This is a genomic window from Mesoterricola sp. JemC181 (assembly GCF_055384585.1).
Genome location: NZ_AP045076.1, coordinates 625,863 through 641,145 on the forward strand (window position 1 = coordinate 625,863; position 15,283 = coordinate 641,145).

General features: G+C 68.7%; 17 protein-coding genes. 3 read left to right on the top strand and 14 right to left on the bottom strand.

Annotated features, from left to right (window positions below):
- Nucleotides 1-22: 22 nt before the first annotated feature.
- The 4 genes from ACZ5MC_RS02820 to ACZ5MC_RS02835 form a co-directional block, all read right to left on the bottom strand.
- Nucleotides 23-1,621 (bottom strand): HD domain-containing phosphohydrolase, encoded by a 1,599-nt coding sequence (locus tag ACZ5MC_RS02820; RefSeq protein WP_464517000.1) that lies wholly within the window; start codon nucleotides 1,619-1,621, stop codon nucleotides 23-25.
- An 85-nt stretch (nucleotides 1,622-1,706) separates the two neighbouring features.
- Nucleotides 1,707-1,910 carry a cold-shock protein gene (locus tag ACZ5MC_RS02825; RefSeq protein ID WP_306598767.1) on the bottom strand — a complete coding sequence of 68 codons (204 nt, stop codon included), beginning with the start codon at nucleotides 1,908-1,910 and terminating at the stop codon, nucleotides 1,707-1,709.
- Between the two features lie 129 nt (nucleotides 1,911-2,039).
- Nucleotides 2,040-2,243 (bottom strand): cold-shock protein, encoded by a 204-nt coding sequence (locus ACZ5MC_RS02830; RefSeq protein ID WP_306598768.1) that lies wholly within the window; start codon nucleotides 2,241-2,243, stop codon nucleotides 2,040-2,042.
- A 225-nt stretch (nucleotides 2,244-2,468) separates the two neighbouring features.
- Complete coding sequence (locus ACZ5MC_RS02835; protein WP_306598769.1) at nucleotides 2,469-2,672, bottom strand: cold-shock protein; 204 nt, start codon at nucleotides 2,670-2,672, stop codon at nucleotides 2,469-2,471.
- A gap of 289 nt (nucleotides 2,673-2,961) precedes the next feature.
- Here ACZ5MC_RS02835 and ACZ5MC_RS02840 point away from each other — a divergent pair, with 289 nt between their 5' ends.
- Nucleotides 2,962-3,735, top strand: a complete 774-nt coding sequence (locus ACZ5MC_RS02840; protein WP_464517001.1) for an SDR family NAD(P)-dependent oxidoreductase — start codon at nucleotides 2,962-2,964, stop codon at nucleotides 3,733-3,735.
- A gap of 138 nt (nucleotides 3,736-3,873) precedes the next feature.
- A complete protein-coding gene (locus ACZ5MC_RS02845) occupies nucleotides 3,874-4,410 on the top strand; it encodes a dienelactone hydrolase family protein (RefSeq protein WP_306598771.1) in 537 nt (178 codons plus the stop codon).
- Between the two features lie 22 nt (nucleotides 4,411-4,432).
- Here the strand turns inward: ACZ5MC_RS02845 and ACZ5MC_RS02850 are convergent, their stop codons facing one another.
- The 10 genes from ACZ5MC_RS02850 to ACZ5MC_RS02895 form a co-directional block, all read right to left on the bottom strand.
- Entirely contained in the window at nucleotides 4,433-4,654 is a 222-nt protein-coding gene (locus tag ACZ5MC_RS02850) for a hypothetical protein (protein ID WP_306598772.1), read from the bottom strand.
- A 75-nt stretch (nucleotides 4,655-4,729) separates the two neighbouring features.
- A complete protein-coding gene (locus ACZ5MC_RS02855) occupies nucleotides 4,730-5,611 on the bottom strand; it encodes a hypothetical protein (RefSeq protein ID WP_464517002.1) in 882 nt (293 codons plus the stop codon).
- The gene (locus ACZ5MC_RS02860) at nucleotides 5,608-6,972 is read right to left on the bottom strand and encodes a metallophosphoesterase family protein (protein WP_464517003.1); all 1,365 of its coding nucleotides are present in this window, start codon (nucleotides 6,970-6,972) and stop codon (nucleotides 5,608-5,610) included. The genes ACZ5MC_RS02855 and ACZ5MC_RS02860 overlap by 4 nt, the downstream gene beginning before the upstream one ends.
- Nucleotides 6,969-9,140 (bottom strand): LTA synthase family protein, encoded by a 2,172-nt coding sequence (locus ACZ5MC_RS02865; protein WP_464517004.1) that lies wholly within the window; start codon nucleotides 9,138-9,140, stop codon nucleotides 6,969-6,971. Before ACZ5MC_RS02865 ends, ACZ5MC_RS02860 begins: the two co-directional genes overlap by 4 nt.
- 30 nt (nucleotides 9,141-9,170) lie before the next feature.
- Nucleotides 9,171-10,361: an MFS transporter gene (locus ACZ5MC_RS02870; protein WP_306598777.1), complete on the bottom strand. Its 1,191-nt coding sequence runs from the start codon at nucleotides 10,359-10,361 to the stop codon at nucleotides 9,171-9,173.
- Nucleotides 10,358-10,879: a DUF6677 family protein gene (locus tag ACZ5MC_RS02875; RefSeq protein WP_306598778.1), complete on the bottom strand. Its 522-nt coding sequence runs from the start codon at nucleotides 10,877-10,879 to the stop codon at nucleotides 10,358-10,360. Before ACZ5MC_RS02875 ends, ACZ5MC_RS02870 begins: the two co-directional genes overlap by 4 nt.
- 83 nt (nucleotides 10,880-10,962) lie before the next feature.
- Nucleotides 10,963-11,226 (bottom strand): 30S ribosomal protein S18, encoded by a 264-nt coding sequence (rpsR, locus tag ACZ5MC_RS02880; protein WP_243329043.1) that lies wholly within the window; start codon nucleotides 11,224-11,226, stop codon nucleotides 10,963-10,965.
- A complete protein-coding gene (gene rpsF / locus ACZ5MC_RS02885; RefSeq protein WP_306598779.1) occupies nucleotides 11,223-11,612 on the bottom strand; it encodes a 30S ribosomal protein S6 in 390 nt (129 codons plus the stop codon). Before rpsF ends, rpsR begins: the two co-directional genes overlap by 4 nt.
- A 100-nt stretch (nucleotides 11,613-11,712) precedes the next feature.
- Nucleotides 11,713-12,276 (bottom strand): aminoacyl-tRNA hydrolase, encoded by a 564-nt coding sequence (pth, locus tag ACZ5MC_RS02890; RefSeq protein ID WP_306598780.1) that lies wholly within the window; start codon nucleotides 12,274-12,276, stop codon nucleotides 11,713-11,715.
- A gap of 1 nt (nucleotide 12,277) precedes the next feature.
- The gene (locus tag ACZ5MC_RS02895; RefSeq protein WP_464517005.1) at nucleotides 12,278-12,913 is read right to left on the bottom strand and encodes a 50S ribosomal protein L25; all 636 of its coding nucleotides are present in this window, start codon (nucleotides 12,911-12,913) and stop codon (nucleotides 12,278-12,280) included.
- Between the two features lie 188 nt (nucleotides 12,914-13,101).
- Here ACZ5MC_RS02895 and ppk1 point away from each other — a divergent pair, with 188 nt between their 5' ends.
- Nucleotides 13,102-15,237 (top strand): polyphosphate kinase 1, encoded by a 2,136-nt coding sequence (gene ppk1 / locus ACZ5MC_RS02900; RefSeq protein WP_306598782.1) that lies wholly within the window; start codon nucleotides 13,102-13,104, stop codon nucleotides 15,235-15,237.
- Nucleotides 15,238-15,283 lie beyond the last annotated feature (46 nt).

Sequence of the window (15,283 nt, forward strand, 5' to 3'; positions counted from 1 at the left end):
TCAGGATGCAGCCAGCCGATCTTTAGTGCCGCGATTTGAGAATCTGGATGAGCCGGGTCACGAGCTGGGGGTCGAATTGCACGCCGGCCAGCCGTTCCAGCTCCGCCTCCGCCTGGACCGGGGTCTTGGCCGGCCGGTAGGGGGTTTCGGAAATCATCATTTCGTAGGCCTCCACCAGATGGATGATGCGGCTGCCCATGGGGATGGCCTCGCCCTTCAGGCCGTCCGGATAGCCGCCGCCGTCCCAGTGCTCGTGGTGGTGGCGGATGATGTGTAGAACGTCAAAGGGGAAATAGAGGTCCTTCAGGAAGGTGGAGGCCAGGAGGGGGTGCTGGCGCACCTTCTCCAGCTCCTCGGCGGTGAGCCGGGGCTTGTCCAGCACCCGGTAGTCCAGGAGGAGGGTGCCCACGTCGTGGAGGATGGCGGAGATGCTCACGGCCTCCACGGCGGACGTGGGCAGGTCCACCTTCCTGGCCAGGTCCCGCGAGAGCTCGGCGGTATTGATGCTATGGGTCTTCAACGACGGGATCCGGCCCTCGGCGGAGGCCAGGATGCGGTGGCTCACGGAAAGGAAGGCCTGATGGTACCGCTCGTGGAGGCCCGCTTCCTGGAGGTAGAAGCCCAGCATCCGGGAGACCTGGCGCACGAGATCCTGCTCATGCATGGAGAAGGGGCGGTCCTCCAGACGGAAGAGCATGAGGAGGTTTTCCCCGCCCGCCTCCTCCTCCAGCAGCACGGGCAGGAGGGTGGCGAAGTGCCCGGAGACGGGCTCCCGCTCCATCCACTCCGAGCGGGTCAGGAGCCGCAGTTCCGTTTCCTTCACATGGGGCGCCTGGGTCAGGACCTGGCGAACGACCTGCTGCTTCAGGTCCGCGGAAAGGGGCAGGCGGCTATAGATGAGCAGGGGCCGGGCGTCCAGGGCGTCATTGAGCCACAGGGCCACCGCGGCGGAGGGGACCATCTGGCAGAGCAGGCTGGCGGCTTCCCAGAAGAAGGTCTGCTGCTCCGGGATGACGGCCTCCATCTCCTCCAGGGGAAGGGCCGAGGCCTCCGGTCGCTCCACCTGCACCATGGCGCCGGATGGGGGCGCCGCGACGCGAAGGGCCGGCACCTCGTCCACCGCGGGGGCCTCCTGCGCGGGTTCGGGCCGGGGGGAGGGGACGGGAAAGGCATTGAGCGCCAGGGCGATCTCGGTGCAGATGGTCTGCACCACGGCGTCCTGCCGCTCGGGGTCGTAGGCTCCGCCCTTGGAGGGGTCCCGCTGGAGGAGCAGGGCCTTCCATTCGCCGCGGTCGTAGATGGGCGAAAGGTAGAACCGCGGCACATGGGCGGCGCCGTGGCCGAAGGGCTTGAGCTCCGGGTAGTTCCGGGGATCGTTCACCGCCAGGCTGCGGCGTTCCCGGGCCACCAGGACCAGCATGGGGTCCTGGGGGGCGATGCGATCCGGGGGCGGCAGGGTGCGGGGCCAGCCGTAGTGGCTGACCAGGTCGAAGGAGCCGGTGGCCGGGTCCTTCAGGTAGAGCGCGGCCTTCGTGCTGCCCAGATCCTCCAGGCAACGGTAGATCAGTTGGGCGAGCCGCTGGATGAGGGGATCGCTGAGACTGCGTAGGCTTGGCAGCATGGATGCGGACCGTGAGTTTTGGGCCCGGAGGCCACTGGAAGCGTTATCCGGTATCCTACGCGCTGGGGCTGGCGGCGTCCAATGTTCAGGCCCGGCTCACCATGATCGCCTGGGGCCCCCGGGCTCCCTGGGTGATTTCGAACTGGACCCGCGCATTGATGTCGAGGGTCCTGAAGCCGCCCGCCTGCACCGAGGTGTGGTGGACGAAGATGTCCGGCCCCCCCTCGTCGGGCGTGATGAATCCGAAACCCTTCTGGGCGCTGAAGCTCTTGACGAAACCAGACGACATATCGCCTTCCTCGGCGGGCCTACCGCACGGCAAGACTATCGGCGCGAACTGCCGGATTCAATAATGTCACTTTCATGCCAAAAAAAGAGGGCGGCCATCACAGCCGCCCCCCCGATGTTCCGGCCGGTCCTACAGCTTGACGACGTTGGTGGCCTGGGGGCCCTTCTGGCCCTGCGCGACCTCGAAACTCACCCGCTGGTTCTCGGTGAGGGTGCGGAAGCCGCGATCCTGGATCGCGGAATGATGGACGAACAGATCGGCGCCACCCCCATCGGGGGTGATGAAGCCGAATCCCTTTTCAGCGTTGAACCACTTGACGGTGCCTTCGGACATGGTGTCTTTCCTGCGGGGGCCTGCCCCTTTTCGCCTGGGGTTTTCCATTCAGGGTCCTTGCCAGGCCAAGGCGCCGGGGGGAGCGGAACTCCCGGGGATACATGAACATGGCCCGCCCAGAGAGCGGATCACCCCTGGGATCATAACCCAGCGGGAGCTCCCTTTCAACGGCGGCGGGGGAGGGAACGTACATGAAACGGCCCCCGCGCTGGGGGGCCGTCCGGGCTACAGCTTGACGACGTTGGTGGCCTGGGGCCCCTTCTGGCCCTGCGCGACATCGAAGCTCACACGCTGGTTCTCCTGGAGGGTGCGGAAGCCCCGGTCCTGGATGGCGGTGTGGTGAACGAACAGATCGGCGCCACCCTCATCGGGGGTGATGAAACCGAAGCCCTTTTCAGCGTTGAACCACTTGACGGTGCCCTGAGCCATTGCAACTTCCTAGAAAAATGATCCTGGGTAGGGGTATCGCCAGGCGCCTCCCAGGTGAGGATCCGTGGCACCAGGACAGAGCCGTTCGAGAACGGCGGGGTCCGGGTTGGGAGATGAGAAATAGATTAGGCCATGAGAATAAACCAGGAATCTGAAAAGTTCCCCAAGAATCCACAGGAATTTTGAGTTTTTTTTCGGGGCCCGTGCGCCACCTTCGTCTCCGGTTCCCAAATATCTGGCCCCCGGGGATATCCTTAGGTTCTACCCCTGCAGACACGGAGAGACCGCCATGCGTCCTGACCATCCCATCGCCCTCATCACCGGCGCCTCCTCCGGGTTCGGGGAAGCAACTGCGCGCCTGCTCGCAGCCCAGGGCTGCAACCTGGCGCTGGGCGCGCGGCGCGTGGAGAAGGTTCGCGCCCTGGCCGAGGAACTGGCCGCCAAGCATGGGGTCCGGACCTTCGCCGGCGCCCTGGACACCCGGGTCACCGCCAGCGTCGACCGCTTCGTGGCCGAGGCGGCCGAGGCCCTGGGCGGGCTCCACGTGGTGGTGGCCAACGCCGGCCTGGCCCGGGGCACCGACCGCATGGACTCCGTCCTCGAGGAGGACTGGCAGGCCATGCTCCACACCAACGTGGAAGGCGTCATCCGCACCCTCAAGGCGACCCTCCCCCATGTCCGCAAGAGCGGCTGGGGGCACTACTTCACCGTCGGGTCCACCGCCGGCCACTGGGTCTATGAAGGCGGCGGCGCCTACTGCGCCTCCAAGCACGCCCTCAAGGCCCTCACCCGCACCCTCCGCCTGGAGCTCTGCGGAGAACCCATCCGCATCACCGAGGTGGACCCCGGCATGGCCGTGACCGAGTTCTCCCTGGTGCGCCTGCGGGACACCGAGAAGGCCGACTCGGTCTACAAGGGCGTGGAGCCCCTGGATGCCAACGATGTGGCCGAGTGCATCCGCTGGTCCCTGACGCTCCCGGACCACGTGAACATCGACCAGATCATCGTCAAGTGCCGCGACCAGGCCAGCCACAACGGCACGAAGATCCACCGCCGCGCATAGGTTCCGGAAGGCCGTCTGGGCAAAAGGGGACCTCCGGGTTCCCTTGAGCTTCTTTTAACCAAAGCGCGGCCATGCCCGGCGAGGCCTGGCGCGGCAATGCTGGCCACCTGCCCCGGTTTTGTGCCATCATGGAGATCTATGCCGGCACCTTCCTCCATACTCCTTCTCCATGGCCTGGGAGGAAGCGGTCTCGGAACCGTCAGACTCCTGGAAGAACGCCTCCAAGCCGGAGGCTGGGAGAACGCCGTCTTCCTCCGCCCCACCCTCCAGGCCGTCCACCTGCCCCCCGAGGGCAAGCCCATGGACCGCGTCTTCGTGCAGGCCTGGGATGAGATGAATGCCTTCCTGGGCACGCGGGTGCCCCACCTGACCGTGGGCTTCAGCTTCGGAGGCCTGCTGGCGGCCTTCGCCCCGTCCCCCCTGCGCCTCTCGGTCTGCAGCCCCTGGTCCCAGCTGACCCCCGACGCCATCCAGCGCGCCGCCTCCCGCCCGGAGTGGCGCGTGCTGCACGGCCAGGAGGACACCCTGGTGCCCCCCACCCAGCACCTGCAGCTGCTCCCCGACGCGATTCCCGTCACCCTCGACCCCACGGGCACCCACGACTTCGACGCGTGGATGCCTCGGATCGTGGACTGGATCTACGCCAGCTGGGACGCGTTCCAGGTGAGCAAGTAGGGGGCCCCTGGCACGTGGACAGCTAGGCCGCGTGGTTCTCGTTGGGCTCGTGGGGCTTTTCCGCGCAGCCGCAGGGACGCGCGTCCGCGGCCGCTTCCGAAAGGGCGGCCATGTCCACCCAGTGCGCCTTGCAGGTTCCGGTGGAGGCCCTCTTCACGTGCACCTGCGCCTTGTCGTGGTCCAGGTCGAGGCCAATGACGGTCACCAGCGCCGAGATGCCTCCCCCCGCGGGTTTCCAGATCATGCACACGCCAGGGCGGATTCCATCCATGTCAAACCTCTTTCTGTTTATTTTCGCGCCAAATGGCTCGGAATGCAATCAATTGCCTAGCCAAATGAAATGGCGCAGAAGGGGGATCTGCAGGTTGGCGTGGAGGGCGAAGGAGAGCACGAAGCCCACCAGGAGGCCATAGGAAAGGCGCCTGAAGGGCAGGGGCCTTTCCAGGCGCTGCCAGACCCAGCCCCAGGCCAGGCCCAGGAGGAGACCCCACGCCCAGCCCCACTGGGGCTGGTAGGCCACGAAGAGCAGCGCCAGGGCCGCGTAGAGGGCCTTCATGGGGATCCGGCACCCCAGGCGCAGCAGGGGCCGGAGGTAGGCGAGGGCCGCGCCCAGGCCCCAGGCGGCCAGATCCGGGGCCCAGCCGGGGTTGGCCGAGTAGTCCCACCAGGGCTTGGCCAGCACCAGGCCCAGGGCCAGGGCCGCCAGGAAGGCCCGGGGGGGCGGGGCCTGGCAGGCCTTGAAGGGCACCGGCTTGAGGTAGCCGAAGGCGCCCAGGAAGGCGAAGAGGCTGGCTCCGGCCAGGGGCATGACGGGGTGGAGGAAGCCCATGAGCTGCCAGGCGCCGATGCGCAGCCAGATGAGGGCCCCGTCCTCGCGGAGGGGATCCTTCAGGGCCACCCACAGGGAGGCGACCCCCATGACGGCCACCAGGCCGCTGGGCACCAGGTCGGGCGTGCTCCAGTGCTCCAGGTTGAGGCCCCGCATGAACAGGAGGGCTGCCAGGAGGCCAACGGACGCCAGGGGCCGGGTGGGCACGGCGTCGAAGGTGCGGGGCCGGTGGCGCTTGAGCACGACCGGCAGCGGCAGGAGGACCACGGGGATCATCAGGATCCAGAAGCGCGGTCCCTGGAATTCCAGGCCATAGACGGCCAGGCCGTGCACCAGCCCGCCAAGGTAGAGGAACAGCCATGCTGCGATCATGGACGCTCCAGGCGGACGGTCCGCACGCTGTGCGCCGGAAGCGGAAGGCGGACCCGGTATCTGAAGGCCTTTCCGGCGGGGAGGACGCCCACCAGGACGCCCTGGTCGGGCCGCAGGCCGGGGGTCGCGCCCTCGAGCGTCACCTGCACGCTCTCGAAGGACTCGTTGAGGTCGTTGCGGGCCTCCACGGCGCCGCCGGGCAGGGCGCGCGCGTGGAGCCCGCCCAGGGGCACGCTGGCGACGGGGTTGGGACGGCCCGTGCCCGCGAGGTCGTAGGTCTCGCTCACCAGGCGGCCCTCCGTGAAGCGGATGATGCGGTAGCCGTGGTACTGATGCGGCCAGCGGGTGACCTGTCTCAGCTCGTTGCCCAGGGCGGTCACCACCGCGTAGTGGGTGCCCGGGAAGTCGGCGCGGTCGTCGCGCAGGGCGCCCTTCTCGTCGAAGATGGCGTCGGAGTGCCAGTGCCCGCTGAGCACCAGGGGCACGCGGTGGAGGCGGCAGAGTTCCATGAAGGGCAGGCGGTAGCCGTTGAGGAACCCGCCGCTGCCGCCGGCCTCGCCGTGGATGGCCGGGCCCGCGGGCATCACCGGGTGGTGCACCTGGATGACGGGGGTGCGCCCTTCGAGGTGCTCCAGCTCATTCCTGATCCAGTGGAATTCGGAAGGCGTGAACTGGTCCCGTCCGTGGGCGGAATCCAGGCTCAGGACCCGCAGGGGGCCCAGGTCGGCCCGCTGCGGGCCGGGCCCGAAGGCCCTCAGATAGGCGGCCCAGCCCTTGCGCTCGTGGTTTCCAGGCGCCGCCAGGAAGGGCATCTCGAGGCGGCCGAGGTTCTCCAGGAGGAAGGCGTACCACTCGGCCCGCACGTCGTACGAGATGTCCCCGGTGCCCAGCACCGCCGCGGGCTGCAGCAGGTTCATCTCCTCGATGAACTGGGGCAGGAGGTCCTCCTTGCCCGGCGGCGGGAAGTCCCCGGCCTGGACGATGAAGAAGGACGCCGGCCAGGTCCTGCGCACGAACACGGCCCCGGGCTGGCGCAGGTCCTGGCTGGAGGTGCGCACGCGCAGGGCGTAGCGCCCGTCCTTCAGGTCGGGGATCCGCGTCGTCAGGCAGAGGATGTTGCCCCGCCACCACCGGGTGGGCGCGGCCAGGGGGAAGTCCGCGCCCGCGTCGTCCTCCAGGCTCAGCCGGGCGGCCGGCGCGGCCCAGGGCAGGCTCGTGCGCAGGTACACCTCCAGTTTCGTGCCGGGCTCCTGCACCTGGGGGGTGCCCAGGCGCGGCCGGTCCAGGCGCACCCGGAGGGGCAGCCCCGTGGCGACGATGATCGTCGCGCCCAGCGCCAGCAGGAGTCCCCAGGCCCTCATGGCCGCTCCTTCAGGGGCTTGTTGTGGGACAGCAGGAACTTCGACCACTGGTGGAACCCCTCGGCCAGCTCCCGCATGCGCGCGACGCGCCCCGGCTCGGAGGCCGCAAGGTCCTCCGGGTCCCTGCGGTCGGTGCGGAACAGCTGCGCGCGGCCCCCGGGATCCACGGTGAGGTACCAGTCGCCCTGCAGGAGCCCGATGCGGGGGGGCCTGCGGAACGTGGTGAAGGCGAACGCGGCGGAGCGCTCCTGGAAGGCCGGGTCCAGGGCGTCCTTGCCCAGCGTGGCGGTGCGCCACGGCACGCCCAGCAGGCTCGACAGGGTGGGCAGGAGGTCCATCTGGGTGGCCACGGCGTGCACGCGCCGCGGCTTGAGGAGGCCGGGGGCGTAGATGAGGAGGGGCACGTTGTGGATGGCCAGCTTGAGGTCGCCGAAGCGCTTGTCGACGTCGTTGCGGAAGGCGTCGTCGAAGCGCGGGTCCTCGGTGCCCCGGGGCAGGCCGTGGTCGCCCCACAGGACGAAGACGGTGTTGGCGAACCAGGGCTCCCGGCGCGCCCCCTCGAAGAACGCCTCCAGGCTGTAGTCCATGAGGCGGACCGCGTTGAACTCGTCGTTGCCGGTGAACCCGCCCCTGGCCAGGCTCGCCGCGTCCCGTTCGGCCTTGCGGAAGTCCTTGAGATGCTTGGGTATCGTGAAGGGCGGATGGTTGCCCGAGGTCTGGATGTAGCTCCAGAAGGGCGCGGGCTGGGCCCGGAGGTGCTCGCCGGCCTCCCGCAGGAGGTCGGCGTCGCTGATGCCCCACACGTCCACCACGGGGCTCCGGTACGAGCCTTCCTCGTGGATCTTCAGCCCCGGGAAGTTCTTCTTGAGCACGCCGCGGATCTGCGCCCAGTTGGCGCTGCCGCCCAGGAAGAAGGTCTTGGAATACGCGTCCAGCCCGGAGAGGACGGTGCCCTGGTCGAGGAGGAGCGGGTTGCGGGTGGCGTTCTCCACCGCGCTCACGTCGGGCACGCCGAAGAGCGTGGCGAACATGCTGCGGCTGGTGTTCTCCATGGCGACGTAGTACCGGTCGAAGAAGATGCCCTCGCTGCAGAGCTTGTCGAAGTACGGCGTGGGATCCAGGGGGTTGCCCTGGATGCCGGTCTTGAAGGAGGCGAAGCTCTCCAGCTGGATGAAGACCACGTTGGGCCGGAGGGCCGGGTCGATGAGGGGCCGCGGGACGCCTTCCCGGCGCAGGGTGGGCAGGCCCTCGGCGTCCACGGCCGCGGGGATTCCGAAGTAGGCCGCCATCGCGGGCGCCGTCTCCCGAACCTTCGCCAGGTCGTAGCCCCCGTCCATGTCCCGCCGCGTCTCCAGGAAGAACAGCACGGGGTTGAGGGCCAGGTGGGCCTGGAAGGCGCCCGGGAGCTCGAAGGCCTCCGCCCAGCGCAGCGGATACGCCGACCAGCGGCCCCACATGAGCGCCAGGAGGCCCAAGGCTGCCAGGGCGTGGAGGGCCTTCCGTCCGCGGGGGACGGGGGCCGTCAGCTCCAGCCTGCGCGCCACGGCCCGGAGGCCCCAGGCGGCCAGGGCCATGAAGGCGCCAAGGGCCAGGGCGATGCGGACCACGGGGTAGCTCTGCCAGACCATCTGCAGGCTGGTGCCGGCGTTCTCCAGGAACATCACCAGCGTGCCGTTGAGGCGGGTGTGGATGTAGGCGTACGCCACGAAATCGACCACGTAGGCCAGGAGCACGGCGACCAGGGCGGCCAGGGCGTAGGCGGCCCAGATGCGCCGGGCGGACCTCATGCCGAAGCCGTAGCCGCGGCAGAAGCCGTGGTGGAGGCTCGCCAGGACCAGGAACCCGTAGAGCCAGGCCCGGGCCTCCACGGTGTCGACCATGGCCACCAGGATGAGGCCGGCGTAGACGCACAGCGCCGCGGCCAGGGTCAGGGCCCCCAGGGCGGGGCGGGCCGGGCGCCCGGGGTCGCCGCCCTTGAGGAGGAGCAGCGCGGGCAGCAGGAGGATCGCCGCCAGGCGCGCGTCGAACTTCAGGCCGATGTAGAGGGCGTGCGGGGCGAAGCCTTCCGCTCCCCCGAAGCGCAGCAGGAAGGCCAGGCGCAGGAGCCCGAACAGGGCCGCGAGCAGCACGAGGAGGACGGCCAGGAGCCGGAGCTTGGTTCGGGGCATGGACGGCCTTCCTCTGGAGCTGTGGAAATTCTAACCCGCCAGGGCTGCGGATTCGCGCAAAAGGCGCCGGGAAAGAGGCAGGGCCGCCAGGGCGAAGAGGGCGGCCACGGCCCAGCCGAGGCGGTAGCCCTGGAGTCCCAGGTGCTGGCAGCCCCAGCCGATGACGCCGCCGATGAGCAGGGAGCCGATGCCGATGCCCGAATCGAAGGAGAACAGCGTCGTGCCGAACGCCGCGCCCCGGCGGTCGGGGTGGGTGATCTCAAGCACGTGCGCGTTGAGGAGCGTGTGGACCATGCTGTAGCCGCCACCGTAGAGGAGGGCCGACAGGGCGTGCCGGCTGGCGCCTCCGGGCATCAGCGCGAGCAGGGCGAGGCCCGCCCCCGCGGCCAGGAGCATGCCGGGCAGGAGGCGCGTGGGGTGGTTCCCGAATCCGACGCGGGTCATGAAGATGCGCATGACCACCATGCCAACGGCCATGCAGGAGAGGAAGGCGGCATCCGTGGGCAGCACGCCGAACAGGGGCGGGAACCCCTGCTTGATGGCCTCCTGGGCCGTATAGGTGCCCAGGGCGCCGTAGCCCAGGGCCGTGGCGAAGAACACCATGCAGGGAGCCAGCAGGGTCCGGTCCGGCCACTGGAAGGCCGGCCGGCGCTCGAGGCGCACCTGGTCCGGGGGCAGGCTGAGGGACAGCACGCCCAGCACCACGAAGAGCGCCGCCAGGACCGCCGTCATGGCGGGGAAGCCCAGCCGCCCGTAGACCGCCAGCCCCACCACGGGGCCGAAGATCACGCCTCCGGGGCTGGCCAGCCCGTAGAGGGACATGCCGTCCGCCCTGCGATCCGCGGGCAGCACGTGCCCCAGTGTGGCCATGGTGGCCGTGAGCAGCCCGGACCACACCACCCCGTGGGGGAACGCCAGGGCGTAGAAAGCCCAGCGCGCGTGGAGCAGCCCGTAGGCGCCCAGGAACAGCCCGAAGCCCACGGCGCAGCCCACGACCATGCGCCGCTGCCCCACCCGGTCCCCGAAGGGTCCCGTGAACAGCGCCCCCAGGGCGGAACCCGCCGTGAAGGCCGTCATGAAGCGCCCGGACTCCGCGATGGTCGCCCCCAGCTCGAGGAGCCGCAGGGGCACGGTGGGGAAGAGCTGGAAGGCGGCGAAGAACGTGATGAACGTGATCGCGAAGACCAGGACGAAATGGCGGGTGAAGAGCCCGGACGTCACTTGGCGTCCGGCGCGTCCTTCCCGGCCAGGGCGTCCTGCTCGTCCTGGGGGAGGCGCCACACCCAGCGCCCCGTGGTGCGGTCGAAGATGTCGAAGCAGGCCAGCCAGTTCAGCAGGCCGGTGACCATGACGTACGAGGCGCCGTACTCCTGCACCAGGTTGCGCACGGGCTCCGTGCCCACGCCGCCGAAGAGGAAGCCGAAGACGGCGTACACCGGGCCCGCCCCGGCCGTGGCCGCCGCGCCCAGGGTGGGCATCCACTGGAGGGGCACCAGCTGGGGCACGTAGACGCCGCCCTTGATGCCGTCCACCGCGCCGTACTGCAGCTGCAGGAAGCCCAGGACGAGGAAGACGACGGTGACGGAGAAGAGCGCCTTGGCCCGCCCCTTCTCGCCGATGAGCCAGTAGCCCAGGCCCGGCACGAGCCAGTTGAGGAGCACCGGCTTCCAGCAGGCGTTGAACGCCTTGGCGCCCCGCAGGGGGGCCGGCAGCTTGGGCAGGGGTTTGGCTTCGCTCATCCGGCCATTCTAGCGGAAAACGGCCAGGAGCCCCAGGGCGGAAGGATCCGCCCGGGGGCTCCCGGAGGCTTCGTTGGGATCTTCTAGTCCGTGGCGAAGGGCAGCAGGGCGATGTTGCGGGCCCGCTTGATGGCCTCGACCAGCATGCGCTGGTGGAGGGCGCACACGCCGCTGGTGCGGCGGGGCAGGACCTTGCCGCGCTCGGGGGTGAAGCCGCCGAGGGTCTTCACGTCCTTGTAGTCGATGAAGGTGGACTTCTCGACGCAGAACTTGCAGAACTTGCTGCGCCGACCGCCAAATACCTTCTTCTTCTTGGGCTTGCCTTTTCCGTCCGTGCGACGCTTCATCCCATCACCTCTTCAAGGGAACGTTCCTTGATACCGGCCTGGGCCTTGCGGCGGCCTTCGCGCTCGTAGCGCACCTTCTGGCGCTCCGCGGCCTTGGTCTGCTCGTCCATGCGGACGGACAGGTACTTGATAACGGAATCGTGGTTGCGGAAGCGCCGCTCGAGTTCGGCGATCAGGGTGGGACCCGCGTTCATGTCGAACAGGGTGTAGTAGCCCTCGCTGAACTTCTGCACTTCGTAGGCCAGCTTCTTGCGGCCCCACTTTTCGGTCTTGAGCAGCTCGCCATTCTGCTCGGCAATGATCCCCTCGAAGTGCTTCACAAGCTCTTCAGCCTGTTCGTCAGTCAACGTAGGGGAGGCGATGAAGATGGTCTCATAGCGACGCATCATTCCTCCTCGTGGATGTGAAGCCCCGACATGGTACCGGAGCAAGGAGGTCCCCAGGTGGGGACGCGAAAGATCAGCATCTCAGGAAAGGGCATGTTTATCAAGCTGAAACCTTGAATCCGGCGCGCCCGGCCAGGGCCCCGGTGTCCCCGGCCGCCGCCAGCATCGCCATGAATTCGGCGAAGGGTTCGTCCATCCGGTCGATGAGCGCCCACTCCTCGTCCGTCCACTCCCCCAGGACGAAGTCCACCAGGGGCCGGGGAAAGGGGCCGATGCCCAGGCGCAGGCGCGCGACGTCCTGGGTGCCCAGGTGGCTGAACACCGATTTCAGGCCGTTGTGGCCGCCGTCGCTGCCGGCGAGGCGGAACCGGCCCTCGCCCAGGGGGAGGTCCTTGTCGTCGTGCAGGAGGACCATGCGCGCGGGCTCGAAGCCGGCCTTCACGGCCTCGGCGCAGGCCTGGCCGCTGAGGTTCATGTAGGTGCCGGGCACCAGGGCCAGGAAGGGGTGGCCCAGACGATACAATGCTCCAGTGCCGAAGGTGTGCACGACCGCGGGGTGCGGGCAGTGCGCTTCCATCCAGCGCTGGAGCATGAGCCGTCCCAGGTTGTGCCGGGTGGCCGTGTAGGCCGCACCGGGGTTGCCCAGCGGGACGAGGACGAACACCCTACTTCTTGGCCTTGGCGGCAGGGGCGGCGGGGGCGGGGGCTGCGGCGGCGGCCTCGGGGGCGACCTCCTCCTCGGCCTTCTTGCCGACCACGCAGCAGATCACGTTGTGCGCGTCGCCATGCACGGTCAGGTGGGAATCCAGGTTCAGCTGGTCCAGGCGCAGGGACTCGCCCACCTTGAGGTGGTCGACGTTGACGTCGATGTGCGCGGGGATGAAGCTGGGCAGGCACTCCACCTCGATCTCGCGGTGGGTGAAGTCCAGCAGGCCGCCTTCCTTGACGCCGATGGGGGTGCCCTTGAGGACGATGCGGACCTTGACCTTGACCTTGTGGTCGGGGTCGACGCGCATGAGGTCCACGTGGACCAGGCGGCGGGTGACGGGGTCGCGCTGAACGTCCTTGATGATGACGTGGCGCTTGATCTCCGTGCCCTCGCGCTGGAGGTGGATGAGGGAGTTCATGCCGGTGTCGCTGGCGATGATGCGGGCCACGGTCTTGGGGCTGATCGCGATGGCCACGGGGGGCTCGTTGAGGCCGTAGATGACCGCGGGGATCATGCCCTGCTTGCGCAGGCCCTTGCTGGCGGCCTTGCCGATGCTCTCGCGGAGCGCGACTTGAATGATTTCCTGAGTCATGGTTCCTCCTACCTGGCCGGTCTACGGCCCTCTCGTTGGGAAGGTGGGGTCCGACGGGACCCCGGATTGGGACGAAGGGCCAGATTACCCTGGATCGGCCCCCGGAGCCATCGGTAAGTGCCGGAAGGCCCCGTCCGTTCCATGGAATTTACAAGCCGCCGGGAGCGAGACCGGGCATAATTTGACCCATGAGCCGACATGCGCCCCGACCGGAAAACATCCTCAACCGGGAGTTGAGCTGGTTGGCGTTCAATGAAAGAGTCCTGGAAGAGGCGGAGGACCCGACGGTTCCTCTCCTTGAAAGAGTGAAATTCCTGGCCATCACCTCCAGCAACTGGGACGAATTCTTCATGGTGCGGGTGGCGGGCATCTGGCGGCAGATCGACGCGGGCATCACGCAGCCCGGCGCCGACGGGCGCACCCCCCGGCAGATGCTGGAGGAGGTCTCCCGCCGCATCCACGACCTGGCCCACCGCCAGCACGAGCTCTTCCAGTACGTCATCAAGCCCCAGATGGTCCGGGAGGGCATCTTCATCCTCCAGGCCGACGAGCTGGATCCGGAGCAGCTCCGCTTCGTGCAGGACTACTTCGAGAACAACCTCCTGCCCCTCATCACGCCCCTGGCCGTGGACACGGGCCACCCCTTCCCGCGCCTGGGCAACCGCGCCCTGGTGCTCATGGCCGAGCTGGAGGCGGAGGAATACCTGGAGGAGGAGGCCTTCCCGGTCTCCGAACTGGCCGTCATCCCCATCCCCACCCCGGTCTCGGCCCGGTTCCTGCGGGTGCCCTCGGCCCCGGGGACCCACGCCTTCCTCATGCTCGAGGACGTGGTGCGCATGCACATCGCGCAGATCTTCCACGGCTACGCCATCCGCAACTGCCACGCCCTGCGGGTGACCCGGGACTCGGACCTGCCGGTGGAGGAGGACCCCAACGAGGACCTGATGAAGACCGTGGAGGAGCACCTGCGCAGCCGCCGGCGCGGGGCCGTGGTCCGCCTCCAGTACGAGGAGGCCCTGAGCTCCACCCTGCTGGACATGCTCATCGAGGAGCTGGAGCTCAGCCCCGAGGATCTCTACCCGAGCGAAGGCTTCGCGGCCTTCTCCGACCTGCTGCAGCTCTACGCGCAGCTGGACCTGCCCCACCTCAAGGACGCGCCCATGCCGCCCCTGCCGGTGCCGCAGCTGGAGACGGCGCCCAACGTATTCGAGGCCATCGGCCGGCACGACATCCTCCTCATGCACCCCTACCAGAGCTTCGACGACAGCGTGGTGCGCTTCGTGCGGGAGGCCGCGGACGACCCCAAGGTGCTGGCCATCAAGATGACCCTCTACCGCATCAGCACCACCAGTCCCATCGCCGCGGCCCTGGAGCGCGCCGCGGAGCGGGGCAAGCAGGTGGCGGCCATCGTGGAGCTGCGGGCCCGCTTCGACGAGGAGGGCAACATCGCCTGGGCGAGGCGCCTGGAGAAGGCCGGCGTCCACGTGGTCTACGGGATGATCGCCTACAAGACCCACGGCAAGGCCTGCCTCGTCATCCGGCAGGAGCCCGACGGCATCCGCCGCTACTGCCACCTGTCCACCGGGAACTACAACGAGCGCACCTCGCGCCTCTACAGCGACATCGGGATCTTCACCGCGCGCAAGGAGTTCGGCGAGGACCTCTCCAACCTCTTCAACGTGCTCACGGGCTACACGCGCCCGCCCGCGCTGCACAAGCTCATCATGGCCCCCCAGTACTTCCGCAACGCGCTCTACGCCCGCATCGACCGGGAGCGGGACCATTCCCGCGCCGGACGCCCCGCGCGGATGGTCCTCAAGATGAACGCCCTGGTGGACCCCCCCATGATCCAGCGGCTCTACGAGGCCAGCCAGGACGGCGTGCAGATCGACCTCCTGGTGCGGGGCACCTGCTGCCTGCGGCCCGGGGTGCCCGGGCTCTCCGACAACATCCGGGCGGTCTCGATCATCGACCGGTTCCTGGAGCACGCCCGGGTCTACCACTTCCACAACAACGGGGACTCCGAGACCCTCCTGGCCTCGGGCGACCTGATGCAGCGCAACCTGGACAACCGGGTGGAGGTGGCGTTCCCCCTGGTCGACCCCCTGGTGGCCGCCCAGGTGGTCGAGATGCTCGAGCTCCAGATCCACGACACCATCAAGGGCCGGGTGCTGGCCCAGGACGGCAGCGTGGCCCGCCGGGGGCTGGACCCCTCCTGGCCGCCGCTCCGGAGCCAGTACCGCAGCTACGAGCACGGCCTGCTGTCCAGCGGCATCAAGGCGCTCACCCAGAAGCTGCCGGACCTGAGGGACACCGACATCTGAATGCTGGGCGCGGGGCGGCCTTCATGGCAGTCTAATAGGCTGGAGA